Here is a 25684-nt window from a genome sequence, read left to right as displayed (position 1 = left end):
CCGCACAGCGGTCGCATGCCTACGCCTGATCGTCGTCCTTGCCCCCAAGGGCTGAATCTTCGCGCTTTGCGGCCTCGCTGAGTAGCCGCAGGTATGGGTTGTCTGGCGGCGCCTCCTGGAACAGCGTATCCGGGCTGGCGAGCAGGAAGCCGTGCAGCCGGCGCGACTTGCGCGGCCCCGTGACTTCGCAGGTCCAGATGTTCAGCCCGCTCGGCTGCTTGCGGTGCTGTCCCAACTTCTCGAAGCGCTTCTGTACCCACTGCCACCCCTCCAACTTCTCCTGCTTGGCCAGCGCTGCGACTTGAAGGTACTCCTGCGCGTAGCGCTGGAACACGCCAGGGCTGACGAGGTAGGTCGTACCGGCGACGGTATGCACCAGGGCCTTGGCGTCGTTGATGATGAGCTTGCGCGTCTGGATGCTCTGACGCAGCCAGACCATGAAGTGCGCCCCGGAGGGCTCCGCGCGGTCCTGGGCAGGTGCAAGGCTCATCTGCGGCGGGGGCACGGTCAAAGGGGTCGGCTCGGGCTCGGCGACAGGGCAACCCGGGATCTCCGGTGCCGTGGGCGGAGCGGTATCGCCCAGCAGGTCGAGCAGCGCGGCCACACCGGTGTCTTTGCCTGCGGATGCGATCGGCTCCGTGCTCGCGGTTGCAGCTTCGATGCCTTCCACGTGCGGCCCATCGGCCGGCGCCTGCGGCGTCGGCTTCGCTTGTTCCTCTTCGACCTGCACACGGCCTGCGAACGGCGCCGGCCGGTCGGCCGCATTCCAGATCATCGCAGGCGAGAGTTTCAGGAAGGTGAAGGCGTGCGACCAGCCGGCGTCGCTGGTGACGGTAGCCTTCCAGATCGCCTTGCCATCCGGCGTCGGTTGCACGATGCCGTGATCCTGCAGCACGTTGAACACCGCCGTGTTGCTCGCCGGGATGCCGTCGATGCCCTGCGACAGCAGATGGGCGCGCAGCTTGTCGGAGACGGTCTTGCTCACCAGCCACAAGGCGTCCTGGGTCAGCCAACCGTCCGCCGGGCCGGCCTGGTTCAACTTGAATTCTTCCTTGAGCAGGTAGCGCAAGCCGTCGAGCAATTTGCGTTGCAGCGCATGCTTGGGCGCCGCCAGCGCCTTGCTGGGATCGCCGCCGAGTTCCTGGGCGACCGATGCCTGGTCGGCGTGCACGACCAGCTCGCCGAGCGTGCCGGCATGCTCGTACTGGCCGGCCAGCACGTACAGCAGCGCGGCCCAGAGGTCGGGATAGCCGCTGAGCCAGTCGAAGATGTCCCGATCGAGAAGGCGCGTGTAGAGCAGCCCGGTGGCGGCGCTGTGCAGGCGGAACTCACGCTCCTTTCGGTAACGGAAGCGGTAGGGCTTTCGCAGCGGGCCGTGCCAGGGATGCCAGACGCTGCCGTCGGCATGCTCGACGTGCAGATCGACCGCAATCTTGCCGATGTCGTGCAGCAGGGCCGCGTAGGCTGTGCCTGCGGTCCAGGCTTCGGCCTGGGCCGCCTGTGCCTCCGGCGTGACGCCCGCAGGCAGCAGGTATGACTGCCGCAGTTTCAGCGCATAGGCGACGATCTCCAGGCCGTGGTCCAGCATGCCGCCCGGATAGGCGTGGTGGTGGTTCTCGGAGGCCGGGAACTGCTGGACCAGCTCGGCGTAGCGCTCCAGTGGGGCGAGGTACAGCGTGGCGAACTGCCGGCGCGAGAGCGATGTGCGCTGCCAGATGTGTTCCAGTAGTTTCTGCCGGCGCGGCGTGGCCAGCAGCGATGCGGCCGACTCCGGCCGCATCGACCCTTTCGGAGTTTCTATGGCGGAGGTGGGCGGCGTGCCGGCGGTGGGTGGCACCCTTTTGCGCTGGAACAGCGAGAGCATGGCGAACCCCGGATGACAGGCTGCTCGGGGCGCCTTTTGGCCTTTTCAGGATAGGGCCTTTCCCCTTGGCGCCCTTCCTTTGCCCCTTCCCAGCCCTTTGGCCTTTGGCCTTTGTCGGAAGCCTTTGGGTATAGGGCCGCAGCTTCGCGGGTGCCACGATGAATGCGGCATGGGGCAATCCCGGCAAGCCGGAAGCTGCGGGGGTGTTCGTCAGCTCTGGCCCAAGCCGGTGTCGAGGGCGGCTGATTGCGCTGCGAAGTCGTCGGGGCGGCGCTTGCGGAAGGTTTCGAGATTGGCGAGCTTCCAGCGCAGTGCCGGCAGTTGCGCGGCATGCTGGCACTGCACCAGCGACCAGTCCGGCTCTGCGCGCGCCAGCCCGCTCAGAAACCGCCTGTGCGCGGTGCTCAGTCGCTGTGGCAGCTCGCGCCGCAGCCTGGCGCGAGCGTCGAGCAGTGTCTCCAGGGAGCAGTCTACTTCCGTCATGCCGACAAAGGCCCGCTCGTACTCGCCGGCGATGTCCTTGTCGTTGCCGAACAGCACTTCGTGGGGTGGCCGGTTGTGACCCGCCAGATAGACCACGAAGCACTCGACCATGCCGTCGCTGATGTCGCCCGACTCAAAGAGCTGCCACACGTCGAACAGGTCGCGGGGGTGCTGCCGATCCAGCGCGGCCACCAGCTTGCTGGCGTACAGCTCGTCCGGTGCCAGAACCGGCAGCTCGAACTCGACGCCGAACAGATCGCTGGTCTTGGCGCTCAGCGGCCGCCGCTCGACGGGCAGCACGCTGCCGCGGAACACGACGTTGACCTCGATCTTCACCTGGTTGGCGTCGTTCTCGACGATCAGCTTAGTGTCCCCCAGATCCTTGGCGCGAACCAGGCGTGTCTGCACGCCCAGTGGCGCAACGCGCGTGGCGATGGCGGCCAGCTCCTGGTTGATGGCTTGCAGCGCTTCGTCGCGCGGCGTCTGCCACGGGAGGTACACCACGTCGATGTCCACCGACAGGCGCGGCATGTCCCGCACGAAGAGGTTGATGGCCGTGCCGCCCTTCATGGCGAAGATGTCGTTGGCGAACACGTCGGGCGCGACGGCCAGCAGCAGGCGAACGGTGTCCGCGTAGGTCTTATCCATGAGGTTTCAGGCTCAGCAAGGTGCCGTCATCGAGCCGGCTCATCCAGCGCGTGTTGCTGCCGGTGCGAACCGGGTACTGCTCCAGCAGGGCATCGACATCCACGAGGCTGGTCTCGCGCGCCCAGGTCAGGAACAGGCGCACGGCCTTCACGCTGGCGCAGCAGGACAGCAGTTGCCCGAGCAAGTCCTTGCGGGGGGAACGCAGTCCATCGAAGAGGTTGCGGGCCTCTTCGAGGCTCTGCTTGACGCCGGCTTCGTACAGCAGCTCCAGCACGGCACGCTCGGGGGCTGCCACCCGCAGATCCTCGGGCAGGCCAGGCGGCGTGGTCAGGGTCTTACCGGCCAGCGCCGTGTCCGGCCAGTCGAACAGGCAGGCGTGGACATAGCGGGCCGGAAAGCGCGAAGTGAACCAGGCCGGCAACGCGAAGCGACCGTCGCCCCACAGCACCAGCGCCTCCCGGCTGCCCAGGTTGTGCCGCACCCCCTGCAGGGCCAGGGCGCTCTTGCCGCCGACGTGCAGGCCGGGCACGCGCTGTTGCAGGAACTTCAGCGCACCGTAGACCCCGAACTCATCGTTCGGGAAGGCATAGACGCCATGGGCCAGGCGCACGAGCCACCCGCCGTCGGCATAGTGGGCGGCGAGCTGGGGCGACACCCCGAACTGGCTCAGGGTGGCAAGGTCGAACGGCGCCCCGCGGGGGAGTCCCGCCTGCAGCCGCTTGATTACCTGGTGCCGAGAATTTCCATCCATGTTATAAAAATAACACGAAATCCAATCGACCCCTAGAGCTACTGCAAGAACACGCATGGAAAGTAGTATAAGGTTGGATTTATCGTGCAGAATCTAATCGACCTGCGACCCGAGCCAACCCGGCTCTGCCAGCCGCAACCCGCCCTCCTGATCGCGGTCTATGCTGGTGGGCAAGCCACGACCGGCCGCTCCGCGAGGTGAGGCACCACTGAAGCCGAGGCATGTGAGCATGACCACCAACACGTACAACGGGCGCTGGAGCCACCGGCTGGGCCAGGGGGCTGGCCGTGCCTGGCGTGGATACCTGCGCCGCGAGCAGTATGTCGCCGGCTGGTTGGTGATGCGCGGCGTGCCCGCAGGTGTGGCCACGGCCGTGCTCTGGATCATCAAGCTCGCCGTACTCGGTGCGCTGCTCTACTTCGCGTTCTGGCTGGCCCTGCTGCTTGCCTTTGCGGTGACTGCTGCATGGCTCGTACAGCACGACGACCCGGATCAAGAGGAACCACAACCCGAGTGGAGGGAAGGCCCCAACGGCTTCGGGCTTTATGACAAGAGCGACTGGCGCATCGACCCGCATGTGACCGACGACGACTGAACGGCGGTCACTTCTTCGATACGGCGCTCATTGCCAAGCCAGCGCCACGCCCCCCAGCGCCCTTGGCGTCCGAGGTGGCGGTGGACAACCCCTGCACGATATTTCCCGTGCGCACGCCTGCCCAGGCCAATGCCATCACCCAAAACGTCGGCAGCACGATGAACATCATCGCCATGACAAAGTTGAGCAGCATGTCGCCAAAGGCGTTGTTCAAGCCAATCAGCGGATCAAAGTTCGTGTGCGGCCTGTCCGCGCCAAACCCCCAGCCGTAGAGCGCGTCCAGGATCGTGCTGTCGATCCAGCGCGCGAGCTGGAACCAGAAGTCCACGAAGAACAGCGCGAACTGGACGCAGCTCACCGTCACTACCGTCTTCAGGTCGTAGGTGCCGATCAGCAGCACCAGCGGGATGCAGATGACGAGCGCCATCTTGAGCATGGTCAGCACCATCGGCAGCGCCTGGCGCACCACGTCCATCGCCGGAAAGAAGCCCAGCGAGCCGACGGTCAGCCCCAGGTCGCTCGCGCCGCGCGTGACAACGTTCGGCAGCGTCTTGTCAATCTGGCCGCCGTAGTCGGTGTAGACGGCGCCCTGGTTCATCTTCTGCTGTCGCGGTGAGACCACGGCGCGGATCACCGAGTCATCGACCTCGCTCTGCGACAGGAAGCCCGCCCAGCGCCCGATGCGGGTCAGCAGGTCCGGGGCGACCTGTGCCAGCAGCCGGCTGCGCAGCCCCTGGTCGCCATCGGCCCACCACTGGCGGCAGGATGGATAGCCGCCGCCGCTGTCCACCTGCGCCAGCCCTGCATCGCGGGTCGCGTCGTACGGCCAGGCCGTGCGAGGCGTGCGGGAGTGGTAGGTGTCGTAGAAGCCGGGCGTGTCGAGGAAGTAACTCGACCCGATCCAGGTGACGTCGTTCATCTGCTCGTCGGAGAGCGTCGGCCGGTTCATGAACAGCTTGGCGCGTGACGGCCCGTAGCAGTCGTGCGTGAAGTCGGCGACCTCCTGTGCCAGCACCGGATCGTCGATGCGCGTGGCATCCACATCCATGCGAATCTGACGCAGGTCCGTGCCGCAGGGAATCGCCGCCACCGCGGAACCCGTCACGGCTTTCGACAGCGCGTGCATGAAGAACCACCACACCGGCACCAGCGCGCTCTGGTCGTTGAGCGCCGTGTAGACGTTGGACCAGCCCGTGTCGTTGGGCAGCGGGACGTTGACCTGGCATTGCGCGGAGCGCGTGGTGTCGAACCTGATCGTGGCGAGATCCACCGGGATGAACGGGATGCCGGCGAACATGATGACCACGATCGCCACCCACACCCGGTTCTCGATGCGCATCGACGACAGCACGCCCTTGTTGCCCTCGTCCGCACCTTCGCTGCGGGCCTTGAGCCATTCCTGGATCACGATGGCCACGAACGGCAGCGCGAACACGCCGCTGGCCACGAGGATGCTCCAGATGCCGTTGTTGACCACCCAGGCCACCAGGGTCAGGTAATACTCCAGGTAGTCCGTGGTGTAGAGCGTCATGCCTGCCTCCCGGTCTCAGCCGTGCCGCAACAGTTGGCTGGCTTCCAGCGCGACCACGGCGATCACGGCCGCGATCTCCGTGCGCAGCAGGCGCTGATGCGTCTCGCGTGACGGCTCCCGCCGCAACAGGCGCCGACGCATCCACCACCAGCCGTAAGCCGTCGCTCCGTAGAGGCACAGCCGCCACACGAAGAAGTGGCCGGCGTGCACCTGCAGCCAGTGGTGCCAGCCCTCGACGCCGCCGACCACGTGGATGCCGGCGATGTTCACCGCCACCGCGGCGGCGGCCACCAGCAAGGTCCACAGCAGCGCCACGCCGACGCGGCGGTTGAACAGCCATGGCAGCCGCAACCAGGCGAGCCGGCTCATGGCGTACCGCTCCGCGGCTTCTGAACCTCCCGCAGACGGTCGCGTGTGGTGTCGCCCTCGAAGACGCCACGCGAACCGGCCGCGCGGGTGCTGTGGCGCTGGATGATCGCCATCGCCGAGTTGCCGGCCAGCGTGCGGCGCAGTTCCAGCTCGGTCTTGAGGTTGTTGATCTCCTGCTCCAGCGCGCTGTTCTCCTGCTCGACCGCTCGCACGGCCAGCTCGTTGGCGGCGACGTTCGGCTCCTTCTTGCCGGTCAGCAACGTGCGTTGCAGCAGCAGGGCCTTCTCCAGCACGCTGGACAGCGCAGCCTCGGACGCGAGGCGCCGGCCCAGCACGTCCTGGTCGGGTTCGTCACGCAGGGCCTCGATCACGCCGCGGGTGATCGGCAGCGAGCTGCTGCCGGCTGCGTCGAGATTGGCCAGCGTCGTCGGCCGGGCGCCCGTCACCAGTTCCTGCAGCGCCTGCAGCTTGGTCTCGTACTCTTCCTGGATCATTGGCGTCAGCCCGACGCCAGGCGTGGTCTGGGTCTTCGTGCAGTTTTCGCAGGTGCGTTGCTCGCGTTCGCCCAACACGCGGGTCGCCCAGTCGGCGGCCGCCTGGGGCGAGGACCAAGTTTGGCAGGTCAGGCGGTTGCCGCAGGCGCTGCGCGCGATCGACGAGGTATCGGTGGCACTGCGCCCGTTGAGCAGGTTGTAGCCCGCGCGCGTCACATCGCCGACCACCTTGATCGAACTCTGACCGGAGCCGCCCGCGTTGCCGCCGCCGACCCAGGGCACGCCGTTGTTCCCTTTGTTGGACTCGGCCTGCTCGATGGCGGAGACGGCATCGGTGCTGCTGACCGCATCCCGCAGCGCCATCCCCTCGGCGAGCTGGTCCCAGCCGGTCTGGCCGCCGGCCATGTCCGCCATGCGATTGGCGATGGCCCGGCAGGTCATCTTCGAGCGGTCGAAATCCAGGCGCGCCTGGAGGATGCCGTTGGTGAGCAGGTTGTACAGGCCCGGGTCGGCGCGCTGGATGATCAGCGCCGGCAGCGAGGCCACTGCGCTGGTGGCGTTCTGGATCACGTTGCTCATGATCGTCTGGAAGCCGTTGGTGATGCCGTTGAGCTGGTTCTGCAGCGTCGTGGTGATGCTCATGTCGCCGCAGATCAGGTTGCTGTTCCAGCCGACGCCGACGCCGATGCTCTGCATGTTGCCGGCACCACCCATCGACACGGCCCGGCCGCCGCCGATGCTGTAGAGCACGTCGTCGCCGATCACGCTGCCGCTGACGTTCACGCCATTGGGATCGATGCGCGTCTGCGCCCAGGCGACGCCGACGACCAGCGTGATGGCCGCCACGAGCAGCGTAGCCCGCAGGGGCGACTTCGCCCGGCGAAGAAAGTCAGGGAGGGAGGCGTTCATCGTGGGTTCCTCACATGAAATCGACGCTGCCGAGGAAGACTTGGCCACGGCGCCGGCAGCAGGAGTACGGCCGCCACAAGGCCCAGGCGTAGTCGCCCTGCTGGGCCTGCACGCGGGTGCGGCTGTGCGGGAAGACCACGCAACTGTTCGAGAGCGTGGGCGTCAGCTCCTGCCACTTGCCCGTCGAGGCGTCGGTCTCCATCAACGCGCCGGCCGGCCAGTACCCGTCGCGGGCGTTGGCCAGCAGTGGCTGGTACACGTGAATCTGGTTGCGGCGCGTCACGATGTCGCCCGCGCGCTGCGCGACCACGGCGCCGCTCTTGTGATCGTCGGTCTGGTGCAGGAAGCCACCGCGGGGATACACGTTGCCCCAGAGGTTCAGGCCGGTGCGCGTACCGATTTCGCGCCGGCCGGGGATGAGCGCTTCGGGGTAGAACGCTTCCGGGATGTTGTAGCGCCAGGCGATCGTGTCGAGCGTGCTCAGCAGATACGGCATGAAGGCCGTGCCAGCGCCTTCGCAGGTGTAGCCGGAGGCGCTGGCGAACTGGCTGAACACCATCCCGGTCGGATGGCCGATGACATCGGCGTTCTTGAACTTGGCGAGGTTGTTCTCGTTGTCGTGATTGGTCGTGCCGTCACCGCCAGCCTTGGCGGTCGGGTTGGGCATGCTCATCGCCCTGACTTCCAGCCACGGGTTTTCGCCGGTGTTCGAGTAGCTCGACACCACCGCATCGGGGACGTAGTGGCGCACCTTGACGGAAGTGCGCACCGAGCAGCCGAAGGGCGTGCAGTACAGCCAGTAGCAGATTCCGACCACGCGGTATTCGAGGCAGTCGGGGGACAGCGCCGACGAGACGATGGTGGCGGTGTCCAGGGCGAACGTCGACGTGGCCGCGCTCAGCAGCAGCGAGGCGGCGGTGGCGCGCAGGCGCCGGCGTGCCAGCAGGAGGCTCATGGCTGCGTGCTCCGGTAGGCGTTGATGCGCGCGACGGCGCGGAGCACGTCGGGCTCGCCGTAGACCACATAGCGTCGATCGACCACCACGGCGGGAACCTTGGCGATGCCCAGTCCCCAGGTATCGACGATGCCCTGGCACGCTGTGCCGAGCCTGCGCTGCAGCTCGGAGCCACCGTGCTTCAGGCCTTGCGGGACGAGGGCCGCGGCCCAATTCGAATCGTCGGGAAACCCGGCATCAAGTTCTTCTTCGCGGCAAGCAGGTGGGACCGGTTCGATGACACAGTCAGTTGCCTGAGATCCCCGCAAGGAGCGGCCGGACACGGTAATGGCCCAAACATCCGCCGCTGTGGCGACTCCTGTCGCCAACAAGAGGGACAGGATGGTCGGAGCACATCCAAACGAGGCCAGAAAGACACGCATCCGCATCGCCAATGGGTTGATGACTCCCGGCAGTACAACCCATGAAACTTGCACGTACCACGAACAATGCGGACAGTATCGCTCCCTGTTTCAAGCCCACTGAAAAGGTGCCTGAGCGGACCCCCTGGATGCCTGCGAAAAGCCCCCACGGGACTGCCCACCGGCTATGCCTGTTCAGGCAGGCAGGAATTGTCACGTAAGAGTCGGGCCCGGTCGATGAAGTGTTGCAGCGGTTCGGACGGCTCTCGGTGCGGACGCAACAGGAACGTAGTCATCCTGGCCGACCCATCGGCCAGGGGCCGAGTGACGATCTCCGGGTGTCGGCAGATCGAGATTTGAGAGGCCGTGGCAAAGCCCAGTCCGTAGCCGGCGGCGACCAGCGTCAACATCAACTCCAGCGTCACCGCACGCTCTGCGATGTTCGGCCGGATATCCGTGGAACGCAGGATCCGTTTGATTTGCCGGCTCGCGCCATGGCATGCCTCCGGGTGGTACATCACGAGGGGGTACTTCAGCAATTCCTCCAGCGGGATCTGCTTGAAGGCCAGCAATGGATGCCGATTGGGAATGGCAGCCACAAGCGGATCGGACCAGAGCGTTTCGCAGTGGATGCCTTCGCCGGCCTCGTCGGACTGGGCAAAACCCGCATCGAACGAGTCATCACGCATACCGCGCACTTGCGCAGCGAACGGCGTCTCGAACAGGCGAATCCCTACGTCGGGCTCCTCTTCACGGCACAAGGCCAGCAGCGCCGTGAGCCGGGTTTGAGCGATACCGTCCGAAAGCGCGATGCGGAGCATGCCTCGGTAGCCTGTCGCAGCCGCCTTGACATTGATCCTGGCCTGCTCCAACACTGCGAAAACGCGCCTGGCATCTCGCAACAAGACTTGTCCGGCCCAAGTCAGGTGCGTACCCCGCCCACCGCGCTCGAACAACGAGGCGCCGACGTCGCTTTCCAGCTTCCTGATCGTGCGCGACAGCGGTGATTGTTCGATGTGAAGACGCGCGGCCGCGCGCGTGAAATGCAGCTCCTCGGCTACGGCCACGAAACAGCGCAGGCATCGCAGGTCCATGGGCGTCGCTCATCCGCTCAGCGAGTGACTCCCGAACCGGGATGCGGCGCAACGATTGCGAACCGCAAATGGGGCATTCGCCGAAACCGCGCAGGCCACGTCGGGATGGCGGTGCAAGGGGGCACGCCAAGGCAGTACGCATGCCGCCAGCCAAGGCGCTCCCCGAAGTACAAGAAAGCCATGCGAAGCTAGGCCGGAACCCCGAGAATGATGCTCGACGCCTTGAAGATGGCCGACGCCGTCTTGCCCGCCGCCAGCCCAAGGGCCGCGCTGCTCTCATTGGTCACGATCGCGGCCACCGAAGCCCCGTTTGGCAGGTCAAGCACGACTTCCGTGTTCACTGCACCGGTCTGGACGCGGGCAATCGTTCCTGTCAGCCGGTTGCGGGCCGTGAAGCGTGCGCCATCGTCATCCATGACCAGGATGATCGATGACGACTTGACCAAGGCGAAGGCTTCGGCCCCGACGCGCAGGCCGAGGCTCTCGGTGCTTTCGTGCGTCACGATGGCGACCAGCTTCTGGCCACCGGCCACCTCCAGTTCGATCTCGTCGTTCACCGCCCCCGGCTTCACCAAGGTGACCTTGCCGAGAAACTGGTTCCGGGCACTGGTTTTCATGCTCATCCTCCTGATCAACAAATAGTCATCTGCGATGTCATCGGCCTGCTGGGCCAATTGCTCGATAAAGCGCCGATGCTCCCGCTGGACAAGGCGAAAGTTCTCGACCAGTTGCTCGCCCCGGCGAGTCAGCCGGGTTCCGCCACCGCCCTTGCCGCCTGCCAGGCGCTCGACCAGCGGCTCCCCGGCCAGGTTGTTCATGGTGTCGATGGCATCCCATGCGGCCTTGTAGCTCATCTTGATCGCCTTGGCGGCCTGCGTGATCGAACCGCATTCGGCGATCCTGGCCAGCAGCTCGATCCGGCCGGGACCGCCAAAATTCTCGCCGCCCACCGTCATCCATACCGAGCCTTGCAACTCAATACTCTTCTTGGTCGATTCCATCGTGTACGCTCACCCCTTGTGCCTTGGACTCGGGAAAGCATACCCGGTGTTGGTCGCACCGATGGCACCCGGGAGGCAGGCACTCCGTTCTCCCCAGGACGGCACCGAGTTCGGCAAACAAGAACCGCTTCCAGCGCAGGTTTCGTGAGTTGGCGAGGTACAAAGGGTGGAAGTACCGCTCCAGCAGGTGCGACACGTCGTCGCGTCCGCCAAGGTCCAGGTCTTCCCACAAATGGCGTTCACCGTGGCATGCCGCCGCGATCGCATGTGCAAGCCACGTGGCCACGTGTTCATCCACGCCCGCGGTACGCCGCGTCATCAACAGGGCCACCAGCGCCTGGAAGTACGGTGGCTGCGCCGCCTTGAGGCTCGCATACTGCATATCTGACAACCCCTCCAGCGCACCGAGTTCCGGGAAGCATCGCTCGACCATTTCCAGCAGGGCCTGTTGCGGGAGCCCGAGCGTCCAGGCGAACACTGGAAGTTCGCCACACTGGGCGTTCCGCAGAACACCCGATATCGCCCGCAGCATCAGGGTATGGTCGCGCACCGCGCCAGCACCCTCCCGGTCACGACCAGGCATCCGGCGGGACATGTCCGATTGGGATGGCGCCGGCCATCGCAGGCTGGTTCGAACGATCTTCATTGCCTTGCTCCTTCCAGGCGGGTTCACGAAAGTTGCTCTGCTCCATGGACTGGGACCATTGCGCATCATGGAAACGCCCCGGCACCGCCTGCCCCGCGATCGGGCGCCACGGCCCCGCCGGGATCGGTGACGAACCCGACGCGCGTCAGCCCGCGCCGCGCCAGCGCCGACAAGGTCCAGGCCATCTCCCCATAGGGCACCGCGGCATCTCCCTTGAGGTGGATCTCGGTGTCCGCCGCCCTCTCGGCAAGCTGCCACGCGCGCCGTTCCAGCTCAGCGCGAGACACCGCCTCGCCGTTCCAATGCATCTGTCCATCGCGCTGAATCGCGATCTCGATGTGTTCGGCAGGCGCCACATTGGGGCGGCTGCTCGCCTGCGGCAATTCGAGCTTGACCGCATGCGTGAGCAGCGGCGCGGTGACGATGAAGACGACAAGCAGCACCAGCATCACGTCGACCAACGGGATGATGTTGATCTCGGCCATCGGGCGTCCGCCGCCACCAGAACCCAGCGTGCCCAGCCCCATCACGCAGCCCTCGCGATGCGAGCGGACGCCTCGGCGGCGCCTCGGCGCAGCGGCGCACCGGTAAGCGCCAGCGTAAGCAAGTCGTGGCCGAGCGCATCGAGGCGGCCGAGCACGACACGGTTCCGCCGCGTGAGCGCGTTGTAGCCGAGCACCGCCGGGATCGCCACGGCAAGGCCGATGGCCGTCATGATCAGCGCCTCGCCGACCGGGCCGGCCACTTTGTCGAGGGTGCCCTGCCCGGACAGGCCGATGGCGATCAAGGCGTGATAGATCCCCCAGACGGTGCCGAGCAGGCCAACGAAGGGCGCGGTCGAGCCGACCGAGGCGAGCAGCGTCAGCCCGCGCTCGAGCCGTTCCGCCTCCTCCTCGATGCCTTGCCGCAGCGCCCTTACCAGGAACTCCTGGCGTCCACCGGCCTCCCCGTGCGCCGAGAAATGCCGGGCGGACTCGATCGCCAGGCGCGCCAAGCGGGCGCACGCATCCTCCGCACCTGCGGAGAGGACCGCGCCCAGTTCCTCAAAGGCGCGGACACGCCGGAAGCGCGCAAGGAACACCGCCTGCCGCCGTCGCTGCAACCAGTGCGCGGCCAGTCGATCGACGATGATCCCCCAGCTGGCGAGCGAGGCGAGCAACATCGCGATGAGGATGACGCGCGCCGCCGTGTCGGCCTGCGTCAGGAAATGGGCAATACCCAGGGAGCTTTCGAACATGGCGGGACTCACATGACAAAGGAGATCGGGACCAACACCCACGCGGCGACCCTCTCGTCGCCCCGACGTGCAGGAACGAAGCGCCAGCGGACGACCGCCTGGCGCGCTGCGGCATCGAGCCGCTCGAACCCCGACGAGGTCTCGACCTCGACCTCATCGGCATGTCCGTCGGCCGAAACGAGCACGCGCAGCAGGACACGACCCGTTTCGCCGAGACGGCGCGACATCGGCGGGTACTGCGGCGCTGGGTTGTCGAGGTAGTCGGCGTTGAAAACCGGCAGCACCAGCGGCGGAGGCGCAGCGGGAACGGCGGTGGGCACCGATACGACCGCCGACGCCGGCTCGGTGGCAGGCTCCGACGCGACATCGGAGGACGGCGGCGCCTCGGCGGGTGGTGCCGCGATCGGTCGCGGCGTCGCTGGCCGCGGTGCTCTTGGCGCCAGCGTCCTCTCCTTCGGCGGCATGGGCGGCGTCGGTGTCGGCTCCGGCACGGCCGTCGGCTGCGCGGCCGCCACGGCCACCGGTCGCGGGACGACCAGGCTGGCCTCGATCACATGACCCAGCGCCTGCCTTGCCTGTGGCGACACCTGCAGCACGATGCCGAGCAGGGCAGCATGTGCAAGGCCGACCCCGGACCACTGCAGTAGCGGTCGCCGCCAGCGCCACGCCGCCACCGGTGCCTTCTCCTGGCCTGGCTTGCCGCTGCCGCAGAGGTACTCCTCCATCGCCAACATCACTGCGCCGGCGTCAGACGCAGGGTGACGCGCTCCACCGTCTTGCCGAAGAAGTGATAGCCGGAGCCCCCCTCGGCCAGCAGTTCGAGCAGTTCGTCCGGGGCGCGCACACGCGTGCCGCCAATCACAGTGACGCCGCGCGGGCGGTAGGGATCGACAACGAGTGTCGCCGTCGGCCCGATCACCGCCGCCTCGGCGCCTGGCCGGAGCAAGCGCAACAGGCCATCGAGCGTGCCGTTGATCAAGGTCGTCCCCGTGGTGATGAAGACGTCGGCCAGCGGCACCACCTCCGGGGCGCGTTCGGCCGGGACATAGAAGGGCATTTCCTCGGGCCTGAGCGTAGACGGGTCCATCTCCAGCACGCTGAACGGTTGTCCGCGCCGCCGCAGTTCGCGCATGTAGGGCGGGAAGGCGCCGACCAGCGCCACGCGCCGGCCGGGCTCGATCTTCAATGCATCGAAGGCATCGCCGTCGAGGCACTCGACGCCGGCCGGCGGTCCGTCGCGAAGCCAGAGCGTTTCGGCCAGCGCGTTGAGGGTCGCGATGGCCAGCGCACGACGCAGGTCCTGTGTGCGGTACAGGTCGTCGAGCAGGTCGACAGCACGGCGGCCGGCGATCTTGCCCGGCGTGGGCATGGCCTTGGCCGAGCTCGGGCAGCACACCGCCTCGGGCACGCCCTTGACCGGCGTTGCGCACAGCCCCCCGGCACCGTTGGAGAGCTTGACGCCGGTGAAGAAGATGCCGAGCACCACGCGCTCCAGCGTCAGCGCCCGCGCCTCCGCGCCGAGGCGCTCGACCACGGCGGCGTGCAGGTCGGCGAGCAAGGTGGCCGGCGGGCAGTCAGCCATTCGGCTCGGGATCATGTCGTTCGCTGTCTTCATGTCGACATTCCTCAGCAGCGCGAGCAACGCAGGTACGGTGAAACCACCACGGGGTTTAGGGCACGAGAGGCGAAATGCAGCTTCAGGTGGCCGCAGGGGCCATCGATGTCTTCCCGCCCCTCGTCGCCGAGCCCGGCCGCGACAAATCGCTCGCCGAAGGTCTCCACATGGCAGAGCGGATGGCTGTCGGTCAGCACCGCCCTGTCCAGGTCGCGCAGGCCACCTGGCGCGGTCTCGCAGGCCTCCAGGCAAAACCAGTGGGCCGAACACAATTCGCCACCCGGCGCCAGGCGCGCGGCAACGGCTGCAAGCGCGTCACCCATGGACTTGCGCACGGGGTAGAGCGCGTGGAACAGCACTACGCGGTCATAGCTTGCCTGCACGGAAATTTCGAGCGGAGAACCGGGATGGACGACGCATCGCTCAGCCAGGCCGCAGGCGTCGAGCAGTTCCATGGCCTCCCGCACGGCGCCCGGCGCAACGATGACGGACGCGTCCAACCCGGGTTGCGCAAGGCAGATGGCCGCCGCCGCCATGCCACCGCTGCCATCGAAGCACAGCAGACGGCGCGGCTTGGCGCCACCGCGCAGTTCCCTCTCCCGCGCCGCCAGCCGGGTCGCCAGAAGCCGCGCCTCCACCAGGAAGGGGTGCTGCCTTGGGGATGGCGACACGGGCGCGCTCGCCGCCGTCCAGTCCTCGGACAGGAAGCCGCGCAGATCTGACCAGCCGCATTCCGGCGCCAAAAGGCGCTCGATCGTCGCTGCCTGGCACCAGGCACTGCCGGCGACGAGCACCTCGCGCATCTCGGGAACCAGGGCGTACACGCTGCCCTGGCGCGACACCAGGCCGAGGTCCTCCAGGGACTGGAGGAAGCCCGCCAGATGCGCGCCGCGCAGTTTCAGGGCCGTGGCGATGACCGCCCGCTCGGCGGGCCCGTTGCGGTCCAGCCAGTCGAACAGCCCGCTGCCGTAGCCCGCGCGCAGGGCCTGGAAGGCCTTGAACCCACCGGCGACGCGGTCCAGCACCGCGACTGCGGGCGGAGCCTCCAGGCTGGCGAGATCGAACTTCATCGTGGTCATGTCCATTTCATGCTCCTTGGTATCGATAGCATTGGAATCAACGCGCGGCCAGGGTCGTCCTGGGGCCGCCATCGAGGATTTCGCGCACCTGCGCGGCAGAGAGGTCGGCGCCGAAAATGTCGTGATAGAAGGCTTGCGTCTCGGCGACGACGTCGATGTCACCGAAGCGCTCGGGGTGGAAGTGTTTCGCCGCCCACAGCACGGTGAGCGGCTGTTCGGAGGTGCGGTTGCCCCAGGTGTGGGCGCCGCTGGGCGCCACCAGGATGCGCCCAGTGCGCACGGCGGCCAGGTTGGCGAAGCGCGGCTCACGGCGCACCGTCTCCGCCTCCTCGTGGCCGGAGACGATGAGGATGTCGGGGTTCCAGGCGAGCAGTTGCTCGAGGGTGAAGCTGCGCGATTCGACGGTGCGGCCGTCGTCAGTGACGCTCTCGCCGCCCGCCGCACGGATCCACCATTCGACCACCAGATGGGGTTGCGTCAACGTTTTCGGGCTGAAGTAGAGCACGCGCGGTCGTGTCCGCACGTCGCGCAGGCGCGCCGCGACATCCGCAAGCATGCGGTCGAAGCGCTCAGCGTAGCGCTCGGCGGCCTGCGGCTGGTCGAAGACGCGGCCGAGCAGGCGCACCGCCGCCTTCACATCCTCGGGCTGGCGCCAGGCGAGGTAGAGCGCCGGCAGGCCGGCACGGCGCAGGGCGTCGGCGCTCGCCCGATCCATGGTCAGCACCGCGTCGGGCGCCGCGCCGAGCAGGGCCTCCAGGTTCGGCGTGCGGTCGTGGTTCTGGAGCGTGGGCAGCGCGGCAGTGTGCGGGGCAAAGACCGCCTGGTAGCCCCAGCGCGGCTTGCGGGCGAACTCCGGCAGGCCATTGACGATGCGCCGGCCCTCGCCGACGGCGAAGACGAGGCCGTTGAGCACCGGCACCGCGCCAATGGTGGCGACACGCTCGACCCGCGCGGGCAGGGCAACCTCGTCGCCCGCCATGTCCTCCACCACGCGCGGCGGCGCGACCTGGGCGATGGCGGCGACGAAAGCGACCAGGAACGGCAGGAAGCGGAACAACATCACAAGTCTCCTTTCACAGGCGCGGAATGCAGGCCGCCGGTGCGCCACGATGGGCGATGACCTCCACCGGCGTGTCGTACAGGGCGGTCAGCGTGTGCGCGTGCAGCACATCGCGGGCCGCACCAGCGGCGGCGATGCGGCCACCGGCCAGGGCGAGGACGCGCGCGCCAAGCAGGAACGCGTGCTCGGGCTGGTGGGTGGTGACAAGGACGGCCATGCCATCGGCGGCGAGATCGCGGATCACGCGCAGCACGCGGGCCTGGTTGCCGAGGTCGAGGCTGGCCATCGGTTCGTCCATCATGAACAGGCGCGGCTGCTGGGCCAGCGCACGGGCGATCAGGGTGAGCTGGCGCTCGCCGCCGCTGACGCGGTTGAACGGCCGCTGTGCCAGATGTGCAATGCCAACCCGCATCAGCGCCTCGCGCGCGATCCGCTCATCGTGGCGGCCGGGCAGGCTGAGGGGCGGCAGGTACGGCGTGCGGCCCATCAGCGCGACATCGAGCAAGGTCAGGCCGCTGTCGCCGGCCGCCTGCGGCACGTAGGCGAGCGCGCGGGCGAGACGCCGGGGAGGGACGCCGGATTCGCCGTCGATGCGCACCTCGCCACGCTCGTGCCGCAGTGCGCCGACCAGGCAGCGCAGCAGGGTCGTCTTGCCGGTGCCGTTGGGCCCCAGCAGGCACAGGATCTCGCCCCTTGCGAGCGACAGGTCAATGCCGTCGAGCACCGGCGCCTCGCCCGGCGCGCGGCGATAGACGAGGTCAGCCACGCTCAGGACCATGTCCGCCTCGCCTTGGCCAGGACGGCGACGAACACCGGCGCGCCGAGCACGGCAGTGACGATGCCGAGCGGCAACTCGGCGGCAAAGGCGCTGCGGCACAGGTTATCGACCAACAGCAGGTAGCCGGCGCCGAGCAGCAGCGAGGCCGGCAGCAGCGCGGCGTAGGCCGGGCCGACGATGAGGCGCGCGAGGTGCGGCACCAGCAGGCCGACCCAGCCGACGATGCCGGAGATCGACACGGCGGCGGCGGTCATCAGAGTCGCCGCGGCGATCAGCGCGAGGCGCAGCGCGCGCACCGGCACGCCCAGGGTGCGCGCCTCGTCGTCGCCGGCCTCCAGCACCTGCGTCGGCCAGCGCAGCAGGAACAGCGCGAGCATGCCCGCCAGAGCGAACGGCGCCGCCCAGGCCAGATCATGCGTGCCGACGCGGCCGAGACTGCCGAGCAACCAGAAGACGATGGCCGGTAGCGTGTCGAGCGGATCGGCGACGTACTTCAGTGCGGAGGTGAGTGCCTGGAAGAGGGCCGACACGACCAGGCCGGCGAGCACCATCACCAGCGCCGAACCCTTACCCAGAAGCCCGGCGATGAGCATCGCCGCACCGACCGCCAACAGGCCGCCGGCGAAGGCCGCACCCTGCACGGCGAGCGCGCTACCCGAGAGCAGCATGGCCAGCGCCGCGCCGAAGCCGGCGCCAGACGAGACGCCGAGGATAGCCGGTGAGGCGAGCGGATTGCGGAACAAGGTCTGGTAGGCGGCGCCGGCCGCCGCCAGGCTGGCCCCGACCAGCATGGCGGCGAGCACGCGCGGCAAGCGCACCGCCAGCACCACGGTCTCCGCCATGGGCGGTTGTCCCGACTCGGTCCCGGTCAACGCCGCCCACAATACCGCGAGCACTTCCGACGGGGCGAGCGGGTAGTGGCCGAGCCCCATCGAGAACACCGCGCTCGCCAGCACCGCGAACGCAAGTGGCGTGATGAAACCCAACCCGCGCCAGCGGCCGGCCACCCGGCCCCCGCCATCGACGATGCTACCCACCTGCCCGCTCACGTTGGCCTCAGAACCTGGCGCTGACGGTCATCACGGCCGTCCGCGGTGCGCCGGCGTAGTAGGTCGTGCCGGCGTTGAGGTCAAAGTCGCTGGCGGAGATCTGGCCGATGTAGCGCTTGTCGAACAGGTTCAACACCGACAGGGCAATGCCGACGTCCTGCAGCATGGCGACGTTCTTCCATTGGTAGCCGACATGCAGGTCGGCAAGGAAGTAGCCGTCGATCTTCTGCTTATTGAGGGTGTCGCCGTAGCGCTTGCCGACGTAGCGCACCACCGGCGAGACATTCCAGTTGCCGCTGCGCCAGTCGACGCCCAGCTTGGCCAGCATGCGCGGCGCGTTGGGAACCTGCTTGCCGTCGGTGCCCGTCACGGCGCCGGCCTTGGCCTGGATGTCACCGTCGAAGGCGAAGCGGTTCCAGGACAGGGCGAAGACCGCCGACAGCCCGCCGTCGAAGCGGTAGCTACCCTCCAGCTCCGCGCCGTAGCCGACGGCCTTGGCGACGCTCTGGTAGTAGGTCACGTCCACGCCCGGGTCGTAGACGCTGACCTCCTTGTCGCGGGTCCTGGCGTAGTACAGGTTGGGCACGAGCGAGAGCCGTTCACCCTCGTAGCGCAGACCGAGGTCAAGGTTGTCGGAGATCTCCGGTTTCAGCCCGGAGAAGACATCCTGCAGGGTGATGTTCTGCGCAACGAACTTGGCCTTGTTGCTGCTATAGGTGGATGCGACCGGCCCCCAGTCGGGCCGGCCGATACGCCGGCCGTAGGCGGCGGTGAGCGCCATGTCGGGCCGCAGTTCGTGGCGCAGCGACAGGTTCGGCAGCCACTCGCGGTAGGTCTTGCCGGAAACTCGCATCCAAGGGTCGACGGCCGGGTTGAAAACCCACACCGCGTCGTAGGAGACGTCGGGAAGGCCGGCGGTGGCGTAGTAGGAGAACGACGGCTGCGACTGCTGCTGCAGGCGCACGCCGCCCGAGATCGTGGTGGCGCCGCTGCGCCCTGTCAGCTGCAGGAAGGGGCTGTTGAACTCGTGCCTGCCATGTTTCGACAGCAGCGCCCAGCCGGCATAGGTCAGGCTGCCATCTGCCTGTGCCGTGTAGTTCTTCTGGTAGACGGGTGGTGGCGGCGACTCCATGTCCATCCACCAGTAGCCGACGGTGAGGTCGAGCGCCGGGGAGAACCTGTGGTCATACTGGGCGACCAGCCCCTTCTGCTCGTGCTCGACATCCCAGCGGCGGACATTGGTGTCGGACGACGAAAACAGGAAGTAGCCATCGTTGTCCCACCAGTACGGGCGAAGGGTGAAACGCCCCGCCTCGCCGACCGGCAGGACCAGGTTCGCGATGACGCCGACGTCGTCGAACTCGTTGCGGTTGAAATCGTAGTACCGGGCAAGCCGGCCGGCGGTGAGGTCTTCGTCGTAGTCGAAGTTGCGCCAGTTGGACTTGTCCTCGACCTGCGTGTAGTTCATCGCCCGGTAGTCGTGGCCCTCGATGTGGTTGGAGGCGACGAACAGCTCGAAGCGCGCCCCGTTGGAGAACGGCTGGGCGAGGCCGACGGTGAAGTTGCGGCGCGCGCCGGGCGTCTGGCCAGCCCCCTTCCACTTGTCGGCCTCCATGTCCGACGCCGACACGAACAGCGCGGTATCCGCAGGACCGAACCGGCCACTGTCGATGCGGGCAAAGGTGCGGCGGAAGCTGTCCGAGCCGAAGCCCTGGCGGATCTCGACACCAGGAACTTCATCGGGGCGACGCAGCGTCATGTCGAGTGCCCCGGTGCTGTTGGACACGCCAAGCCCGGCGTTGGCGGGCATGCCACCGCGGTAGAGCTCGAAGCCGGCGACGTTCTCCAGATCGAACAGGTCGTTGTTGCCGACAATGCCGTAGAGGGGCACGCCCTCGATGTTGCGGGTCAGGTGGAAGTCGCCCTTGCCGCGCAGGTTGAGCTTGCGGCCACCGCGCGAGTTCAGGCCATAGGCATCGGCCGACTCCGCGCTGACCGAGGGCATCAGGTCGAGCAGGCGGTACGGGTTGGTCTGCGCGGGCCCGCCGAGGATAGCGACGCCCTCGCGCGATACCTGGCTGTGCGCCCAGGGCTGCGGATCGGGCTGTGTCAGGGGGGCTTCGTGGGCACCGGTGACAACCACTTCGGTGAGCGTGGCGTCGGCGGCGAGAGCCGGGCCGGCCGCGCATAGCGCGGCGACGGCGGCGGCCAAGGGGGAACGCATGCGGGTACGCAAGATGGACTCCATTGGTTGGTTTCAGGAAGACTGGGGAGCGAAACTCGGCGTCAGGCCGAGTTCGCCGAGATAGCGGGTCACCCGGGCCATGTTGTCGTGCACCACGACACGCTCGCCGACCGGGATCGCACGTGCTTCCCCGCCGGCCTTGCCGCGCGGGTCCTTCATCGACGCGGTGGCGCCGATGACTTGGTTGCCGCCGCCGGCAAGCCACCACAGGGTCATGTCGTCGGGATCGTTGCCGGCCGCCAGGCCGAGATCGAGGGTCGGATAGAGCAGGCGCGCAATCGCCGTGAGGCGTGCCACCGGCCAGGGCGAGCAGCGCACGCCGCCGGACGCGGTACCGGGGAAGGGCATGTACCGCGACAGGCGCAGGTGGCGCAGCATGGAGAAGCGGCGCAGGAAAAGCAGGTGGTCGATGCGATCCGCGTCCGTTTCGCCGAGGCCGACCAGCATCATCGAGCGGATCGGCAGGCCCTCTTCCTCGCACAGCTCCATCAGGCGGATTCGCCCTTCCAGGCTGTCGCCCGGCTTGAATGCCGCGAACAGTTCGGCGTTCAGCACCTCCAGCGAGCTGGTGACAGCGGCCACGCCAAGCTCCTTGAGCGCGCGGACCCCGCCGCGCGTCAGCGACGGGCCGACATTGACCTCGATCTCGACATCGGCTGCATCTCGGATGGCGACGACGAGGTCGACCAGGTAGCGGTCGTAGCCGCTGATCGGCTCGCCCTTCACCGGCAAACGCGTGCCGCCGGACAGGTGAAGATGGCGGATGCCCAGGTCGGCGATGGCACGCACGGCCGACACGATGTCGCTGGTTGCCACCGCCTTGCGGCTGAAGAAGGTGCAGTAGGTGCACAGCGGCTCGAGCTCGCACGGCACGATGGCCGAGACGCCGGCCGACCACCAGGGGCTGCGGCCGACATGGCGGTCGCGCAGGTCTGCGGCGTGGCGGAAGATGGCCGGGGCGACACGGGGATCGGCGGAGCGTCGATAGAGGTCGAGCACATCCCGCGTGCTGCAGTCGGCGGGCAGGCCTTCTCCGACTGGAGGCAGATCGCGGGCCGCTACGGAGGTGTCAAGGTGATCCAGCAGGTCGTTCATCGACTTTTGGTCTCGAAATAGCAACTTGTATATAACGATCAGTACGAATGGGCTGCGACCGACGCTGGCCACCTATCGCGATGTCTTTTCCCAGGAAATGAATGCCCAGCGCATCGGCGCCCCGGCAGCACCGAGGCTCGGCGCGACACGCCCGTGCCAGGCGCGCAGGCGGGTACGCTCGTCATCGGAGAGCTCGCCAAGCGCCCAGGCGACACGCCGGGCGAACTCGTCGAAATTGGTGGCGCCGGCCAGCCGGCCTTCATGCTCGATGTAGTCGAGCCGGGGATGGATGCCCATCCCATGCAGGATATTCACGATGTAGACATAGTCCGGCAACGGTGGCAGGTCTCGGCCGATGACGTCGATCACCGCTGGGTCGATGAAGCGGCCACCGACGAGGTGGGTCAGGTACACGCGGCGCCTGGCCTTGTCGTTCAGCTTGTGCAGCGCCGCTTCCATGTCGGCGACCGTCGTCGAGCGCGAGGCGACGACGATGTCGCACGCGGGCACGGCGGACCAGTCGTCCTCCCACGCCAGTTGCAGGGCCTCGACATTGTCGTGCCCGAGCGCTGCCGCGTTTTCGCGCAAGGCATCGAGCATGCGCGGACTGAAGTCGAGGCCGATGACACGCTGCAGCCGGCCGGCGAGCGGCAGACAGATGGTCCCGGGCCCGCAGCCGACGTCGAGCAGCGAATGCGCGCCGGTAAGATCCATGCGGCCGATGAAGTCCTCGACATAGCGGCTCTTGCGCACCTTGCCGCTCATCTCGGCGGCACGGACGTCCCAGACACCTGCGGGTTTCGGGTTGCGGTTGGCGGCAGCATGGTGGTCGCGGTAGAGGCGGCCGAAATCGATGGCGGAGATGCTCATGGGGCGTTCTCTTCGACAGGACGGCGTCGCAGCCGGAGTGGAATCGACGGCAGGCTGCCGGCAATGGCGGTCGCATCGACGCCGTACAGCGCGGCAAGCGCAGCGGGCGTCGCCACCTCGGACGACTCACCGATGCCGACCAGCCGGCCCGGTGCCAGCAACGCGATACGGTCGGCAACGCGCAGCGCGTGTTCCGGCTGGTGTGTGGACATCAGCACGGCAATGCCGCGTTCGCGCAGACGGCACACGTGTTCGAGCACGCGGATCTGGTTGCCGAAGTCGAGGCTGGCCGTCGGCTCGTCCATCACCAGCAGCGCAGGCTCCTGCGCCAGCGCGCGGGCGATCAGCGCCAGTTGCCGCTCGCCGCCGCTGATCTCGGTGTAGGTGCGCTGGCGCAGGTGGGCGACGCCGAGTGCTGCCAGGCAGTCGGCAGCGAGCTGACGGTCATGCCGCGACGGTGTGGCGAAGCGCTCGATGCGCGCAGCACGACCCATCAGCACGATGTCCTCGACGGAAAACGGGAAGATGCCGGCATGCGCCTGCGGCACATAGCCGACCTTGCGCGCAAACGCCGCGCGCGACCAGCCAGCGACAGGCTCGCCGAGTACGCGCACCGTGCCGGCAAGCGGCGGCAGCAGGCCGAGCAGTGTCTTGAAGAGCGTCGTCTTGCCGCTGCCGTTCGGGCCGAGCAGGCAGAGCACCTCGCCTTTGTCGATACCGAGCGAGATGTCGGTGCCGACGCGGCGGCCGTGGTAGCCGATCGCAAGATCGCTGGCCTCGATGGCAACGCTCATGCCGGCCTCCCCGTACGAGCCAACAACCACAGGAAGAAAGGCGCGCCCACCACCGCCGTCAGGATGCCGAGCGGCAGCTCGATCGGCGCGATCGTCCGGGCCAGCGTGTCGGTGGTGACGAGGAAGCCGGCGCCGAGCATGAGCGAGGCCGGCAGCAGACGGGTGAAGTCAGGGCCGACGAGCAGGCGTGCGACATGCGGCACGACCAGCCCGACCCAGCCAACGATACCGGCCAGCGAGACAGCGGCGGCGGTCGACAGCGTTGCGGCAGTGACGAGGACCAGGCGCAGGCGCCCGACGTCGACCCCGAGCGCTGCCGCCTCTTCGTCAGCGAGGCCAAGCAGGTTGATGCGCCAGCGCAGCAGCGCCATCGGCAGCAAGCCGGCGAGCATCGCCGGCGCGGTGGTCGCCAGGTCGCGCGAGGTCACCTGGTTGAGTCCGCCGAGCAGCCAGAAGGTGATCGTCGGCAGCTGCGTATACGGGTCGGAGAGGATCTTGACCAGCGAGATGCCGGCGCCAAGCAGCGCACCGAGGGCGACGCCGGCGAGCACCAGGACCAACACCGGATCATGGCGCCGCACCATCGAAGCGAGGCGGTAGACGATGGCAACGGCGATGATGCCGCCGCCGAAGGCGACGACCTGCACGAAGATGAGCGGCAGGCCGAGGTAGATGCCGAGCGTGGCGCCCAGACCGGCACCAGCGGAGACCCCGAGGATGTCCGGCGACACCAGCGGGTTGCGGAACATGCCCTGGTAGGCGGCGCCCGCTGCGGCGAGCACGGCGCCGACGACGGCACCGGCGGCGACACGCGGCAGGCGGATGTTCCAGATGACGGTTTCCACGGCCTCGGGCAACCCGGACTCGCTGCCGGACAGGCGCGCGACCAGCGCACGCAGCAGGTCGGCCGGTGCCACCGGAAACTTGCCGGCCGTGAAGGCCACCGCGAGCACCGCCAGCAACGCGGCGGCACCCGCCAGCCAGGCCGCCGCGGGGTGGCACGGCGCGCCAGCGTTGACCGCCGCGGCGACACCGGCGCCGTGCGTGGACGCGCCACGGGAGAGGTCTGGAGCGTCATTCATGCCGGGCCACCGATCATGGTGCCGAGACTCGCCGCGTCTGGCTCCATGCCGTAGAACAAGCGGTAGAAATCGTGGGCGGCCGCCTGGAGGGCCGCCTCGCCCCCCGCCCGGCCGGGATGGAGGCGCTCGATCAGCCAGCGTACACCGACCAGGCGATTGACACCCGGCGGCCCGTCCAGCCAGCCAAACGGAAGGCTCGGCGCCAGGTGCACGCGACGCGCCCGCACGGCGGCGACCGGACGCCACAGCGGATCGGCGAGCACGCCACGGGCGAACTCGCGATCCTGCGTGACGATCACCTCCGGATCCCAGGCGAGGATCTGCTCGGGCGACACCTTGATCAGCCCGCCGCGCCCCGACTCGGCGGCGACGTTGCGGCCACCGGCGATCTCGATCGCCTCCATGTTGATCGATCCGTCCAGCCCGGTTTCAAGGCCATCGCCGCCACGCCCGAAGAAGACGCGCGGACGCGCCCCGGGCGGTACTTCGTTGCACGCGCGCGCCGCCAGCGCGAGGGTCTCTTCGGCCCAGGCGGCGAGGCGCTCGCCGCGCGCCGCCACGCCGAGCAGTCGGCCGACCTCGCGCAACTGCGCCGGGTGGTCGGCCATGCGTCCCTGCACAAGCAGGCACGGCAATCCGGTCTGCTCGGCCACCCGCTGCATGGCGGAGAGGTAGGTCGCGTCGACGGTGCCGACGTCGAGGATGACGTCCGGCTTCATTTGCAGCAGCGCCTCGTTCGACGCCGTGCTGCCGCGACCGGCGAGGCGGCCGACCTGTGGCAGCGCGCGCACCACCGGCGCCAGCCAGGCGCGCGCCTCTTCGGACACCTTGAACGGCCAGCCGATCAGCTTCTCCGGTGCGAGCACGCTCAAGAGCACGCTGGCCGGCGCGCCAGCGGCGAACACGCGGCGAATCGCCTGCGGCGGCGGCAGGGTGCCGTAGGCAGCGGCGATTGTGCTCCCGACACCGGCCTTTGCCCGCGCCCCTGCCGGCACCCAGGCCAGCCAGGGCGCGATGGCCAGTGCGCGCAAGAGGTCGC

General features: G+C 68.0%; 26 protein-coding genes. 1 reads left to right on the top strand and 25 read right to left on the bottom strand.

Going from position 1 to position 25684, the window contains the following annotated elements; genetic code table 11:
• Positions 1-19 precede the first annotated feature (19 nt).
• The 3 genes from mobH to ACPT9U_RS07500 form a co-directional block, all read right to left on the bottom strand.
• The gene (mobH, locus tag ACPT9U_RS07510) at positions 20-1864 is read right to left on the bottom strand and encodes a MobH family relaxase (protein ID WP_435750429.1); all 1845 of its coding nucleotides are present in this window, start codon (positions 1862-1864) and stop codon (positions 20-22) included.
• 210 nt (positions 1865-2074) lie between these two features.
• On the bottom strand, positions 2075-2995 hold the full coding sequence (locus ACPT9U_RS07505; RefSeq protein ID WP_435750428.1) for a nucleotidyl transferase AbiEii/AbiGii toxin family protein: 921 nt from the start codon (positions 2993-2995) through the stop codon (positions 2075-2077).
• On the bottom strand, positions 2988-3746 hold the full coding sequence (locus ACPT9U_RS07500) for a type IV toxin-antitoxin system AbiEi family antitoxin domain-containing protein (RefSeq protein WP_435750427.1): 759 nt from the start codon (positions 3744-3746) through the stop codon (positions 2988-2990). Before ACPT9U_RS07500 ends, ACPT9U_RS07505 begins: the two co-directional genes overlap by 8 nt.
• A 229-nt stretch (positions 3747-3975) precedes the next feature.
• Here ACPT9U_RS07500 and ACPT9U_RS07495 point away from each other — a divergent pair, with 229 nt between their 5' ends.
• Entirely contained in the window at positions 3976-4341 is a 366-nt protein-coding gene (locus ACPT9U_RS07495; protein WP_435750426.1) for a DUF3742 family protein, read from the top strand.
• Between the two features lie 7 nt (positions 4342-4348).
• Here ACPT9U_RS07495 and ACPT9U_RS07490 read toward each other — a convergent pair whose 3' ends face one another.
• From ACPT9U_RS07490 to ACPT9U_RS07385, 22 genes are all read right to left on the bottom strand, one after another.
• Positions 4349-5872 (bottom strand): conjugal transfer protein TraG N-terminal domain-containing protein, encoded by a 1524-nt coding sequence (locus ACPT9U_RS07490; protein WP_435750424.1) that lies wholly within the window; start codon positions 5870-5872, stop codon positions 4349-4351.
• A 15-nt stretch (positions 5873-5887) separates the two neighbouring features.
• On the bottom strand, positions 5888-6241 hold the full coding sequence (locus ACPT9U_RS07485; RefSeq protein WP_435750423.1) for a hypothetical protein: 354 nt from the start codon (positions 6239-6241) through the stop codon (positions 5888-5890).
• Entirely contained in the window at positions 6238-7644 is a 1407-nt protein-coding gene (locus tag ACPT9U_RS07480) for an integrating conjugative element protein (protein ID WP_435750422.1), read from the bottom strand. Before ACPT9U_RS07480 ends, ACPT9U_RS07485 begins: the two co-directional genes overlap by 4 nt.
• A gap of 10 nt (positions 7645-7654) precedes the next feature.
• A complete protein-coding gene (locus ACPT9U_RS07475) occupies positions 7655-8599 on the bottom strand; it encodes a TIGR03756 family integrating conjugative element protein (protein ID WP_435750421.1) in 945 nt (314 codons plus the stop codon).
• Positions 8596-9021, bottom strand: a complete 426-nt coding sequence (locus ACPT9U_RS07470) for a TIGR03757 family integrating conjugative element protein (RefSeq protein WP_435750420.1) — start codon at positions 9019-9021, stop codon at positions 8596-8598. Before ACPT9U_RS07470 ends, ACPT9U_RS07475 begins: the two co-directional genes overlap by 4 nt.
• Before the next feature lie 164 nt (positions 9022-9185).
• The gene (locus ACPT9U_RS07465) at positions 9186-10094 is read right to left on the bottom strand and encodes a LysR family transcriptional regulator (RefSeq protein WP_435750419.1); all 909 of its coding nucleotides are present in this window, start codon (positions 10092-10094) and stop codon (positions 9186-9188) included.
• 188 nt (positions 10095-10282) lie between these two features.
• Positions 10283-11095 (bottom strand): TOBE domain-containing protein, encoded by an 813-nt coding sequence (locus ACPT9U_RS07460; protein WP_435750418.1) that lies wholly within the window; start codon positions 11093-11095, stop codon positions 10283-10285.
• Entirely contained in the window at positions 11070-11741 is a 672-nt protein-coding gene (locus ACPT9U_RS07455; RefSeq protein WP_435750417.1) for a nitrogen fixation protein NifQ, read from the bottom strand. The genes ACPT9U_RS07460 and ACPT9U_RS07455 overlap by 26 nt, the downstream gene beginning before the upstream one ends.
• 65 nt (positions 11742-11806) lie before the next feature.
• Positions 11807-12226: an ExbD/TolR family protein gene (locus ACPT9U_RS07450; RefSeq protein ID WP_435750416.1), complete on the bottom strand. Its 420-nt coding sequence runs from the start codon at positions 12224-12226 to the stop codon at positions 11807-11809.
• A 41-nt stretch (positions 12227-12267) separates the two neighbouring features.
• Entirely contained in the window at positions 12268-12978 is a 711-nt protein-coding gene (locus ACPT9U_RS07445; protein WP_435750414.1) for a MotA/TolQ/ExbB proton channel family protein, read from the bottom strand.
• Positions 12979-12986: 8 nt separating this feature from the next.
• Positions 12987-13703 (bottom strand): energy transducer TonB, encoded by a 717-nt coding sequence (locus ACPT9U_RS07440; RefSeq protein ID WP_435750412.1) that lies wholly within the window; start codon positions 13701-13703, stop codon positions 12987-12989.
• Positions 13704-13711: 8 nt separating this feature from the next.
• Positions 13712-14593 (bottom strand): Rossmann-like domain-containing protein, encoded by an 882-nt coding sequence (locus ACPT9U_RS07435; RefSeq protein WP_416817921.1) that lies wholly within the window; start codon positions 14591-14593, stop codon positions 13712-13714.
• An 11-nt stretch (positions 14594-14604) separates the two neighbouring features.
• Positions 14605-15678: a hypothetical protein gene (locus ACPT9U_RS07430; protein ID WP_435750411.1), complete on the bottom strand. Its 1074-nt coding sequence runs from the start codon at positions 15676-15678 to the stop codon at positions 14605-14607.
• A gap of 31 nt (positions 15679-15709) precedes the next feature.
• The gene (locus ACPT9U_RS07425) at positions 15710-16732 is read right to left on the bottom strand and encodes an ABC transporter substrate-binding protein (protein ID WP_435750410.1); all 1023 of its coding nucleotides are present in this window, start codon (positions 16730-16732) and stop codon (positions 15710-15712) included.
• 13 nt (positions 16733-16745) lie between these two features.
• Positions 16746-17510: an ABC transporter ATP-binding protein gene (locus ACPT9U_RS07420; RefSeq protein WP_435750409.1), complete on the bottom strand. Its 765-nt coding sequence runs from the start codon at positions 17508-17510 to the stop codon at positions 16746-16748.
• The gene (locus tag ACPT9U_RS07415) at positions 17501-18559 is read right to left on the bottom strand and encodes a FecCD family ABC transporter permease (RefSeq protein WP_435750408.1); all 1059 of its coding nucleotides are present in this window, start codon (positions 18557-18559) and stop codon (positions 17501-17503) included. Before ACPT9U_RS07415 ends, ACPT9U_RS07420 begins: the two co-directional genes overlap by 10 nt.
• Positions 18560-18566: 7 nt before the next feature.
• Positions 18567-20795 (bottom strand): TonB-dependent receptor, encoded by a 2229-nt coding sequence (locus ACPT9U_RS07410; protein ID WP_435750407.1) that lies wholly within the window; start codon positions 20793-20795, stop codon positions 18567-18569.
• Between the two features lie 21 nt (positions 20796-20816).
• Entirely contained in the window at positions 20817-21899 is a 1083-nt protein-coding gene (locus tag ACPT9U_RS07405) for a radical SAM protein (RefSeq protein WP_435750406.1), read from the bottom strand.
• A gap of 72 nt (positions 21900-21971) precedes the next feature.
• Positions 21972-22769 (bottom strand): class I SAM-dependent methyltransferase, encoded by a 798-nt coding sequence (locus ACPT9U_RS07400; RefSeq protein WP_435750405.1) that lies wholly within the window; start codon positions 22767-22769, stop codon positions 21972-21974.
• Positions 22766-23563 carry an ABC transporter ATP-binding protein gene (locus tag ACPT9U_RS07395; RefSeq protein WP_435750404.1) on the bottom strand — a complete coding sequence of 266 codons (798 nt, stop codon included), beginning with the start codon at positions 23561-23563 and terminating at the stop codon, positions 22766-22768. The genes ACPT9U_RS07400 and ACPT9U_RS07395 overlap by 4 nt, the downstream gene beginning before the upstream one ends.
• Positions 23560-24645, bottom strand: a complete 1086-nt coding sequence (locus ACPT9U_RS07390) for a FecCD family ABC transporter permease (protein WP_435750403.1) — start codon at positions 24643-24645, stop codon at positions 23560-23562. The genes ACPT9U_RS07395 and ACPT9U_RS07390 overlap by 4 nt, the downstream gene beginning before the upstream one ends.
• Positions 24642-25676 carry an iron ABC transporter substrate-binding protein gene (locus ACPT9U_RS07385; RefSeq protein WP_435750402.1) on the bottom strand — a complete coding sequence of 345 codons (1035 nt, stop codon included), beginning with the start codon at positions 25674-25676 and terminating at the stop codon, positions 24642-24644. Before ACPT9U_RS07385 ends, ACPT9U_RS07390 begins: the two co-directional genes overlap by 4 nt.
• Between the last annotated feature and the right edge of the window lie 8 nt (positions 25677-25684).

It is taken from the genome of Thauera sp. AutoDN2, from assembly GCF_051280715.1.
Taxonomy (GTDB): domain Bacteria; phylum Pseudomonadota; class Gammaproteobacteria; order Burkholderiales; family Rhodocyclaceae; genus Thauera.
This window is presented reverse-complemented; position numbering and strand designations above follow the sequence as displayed.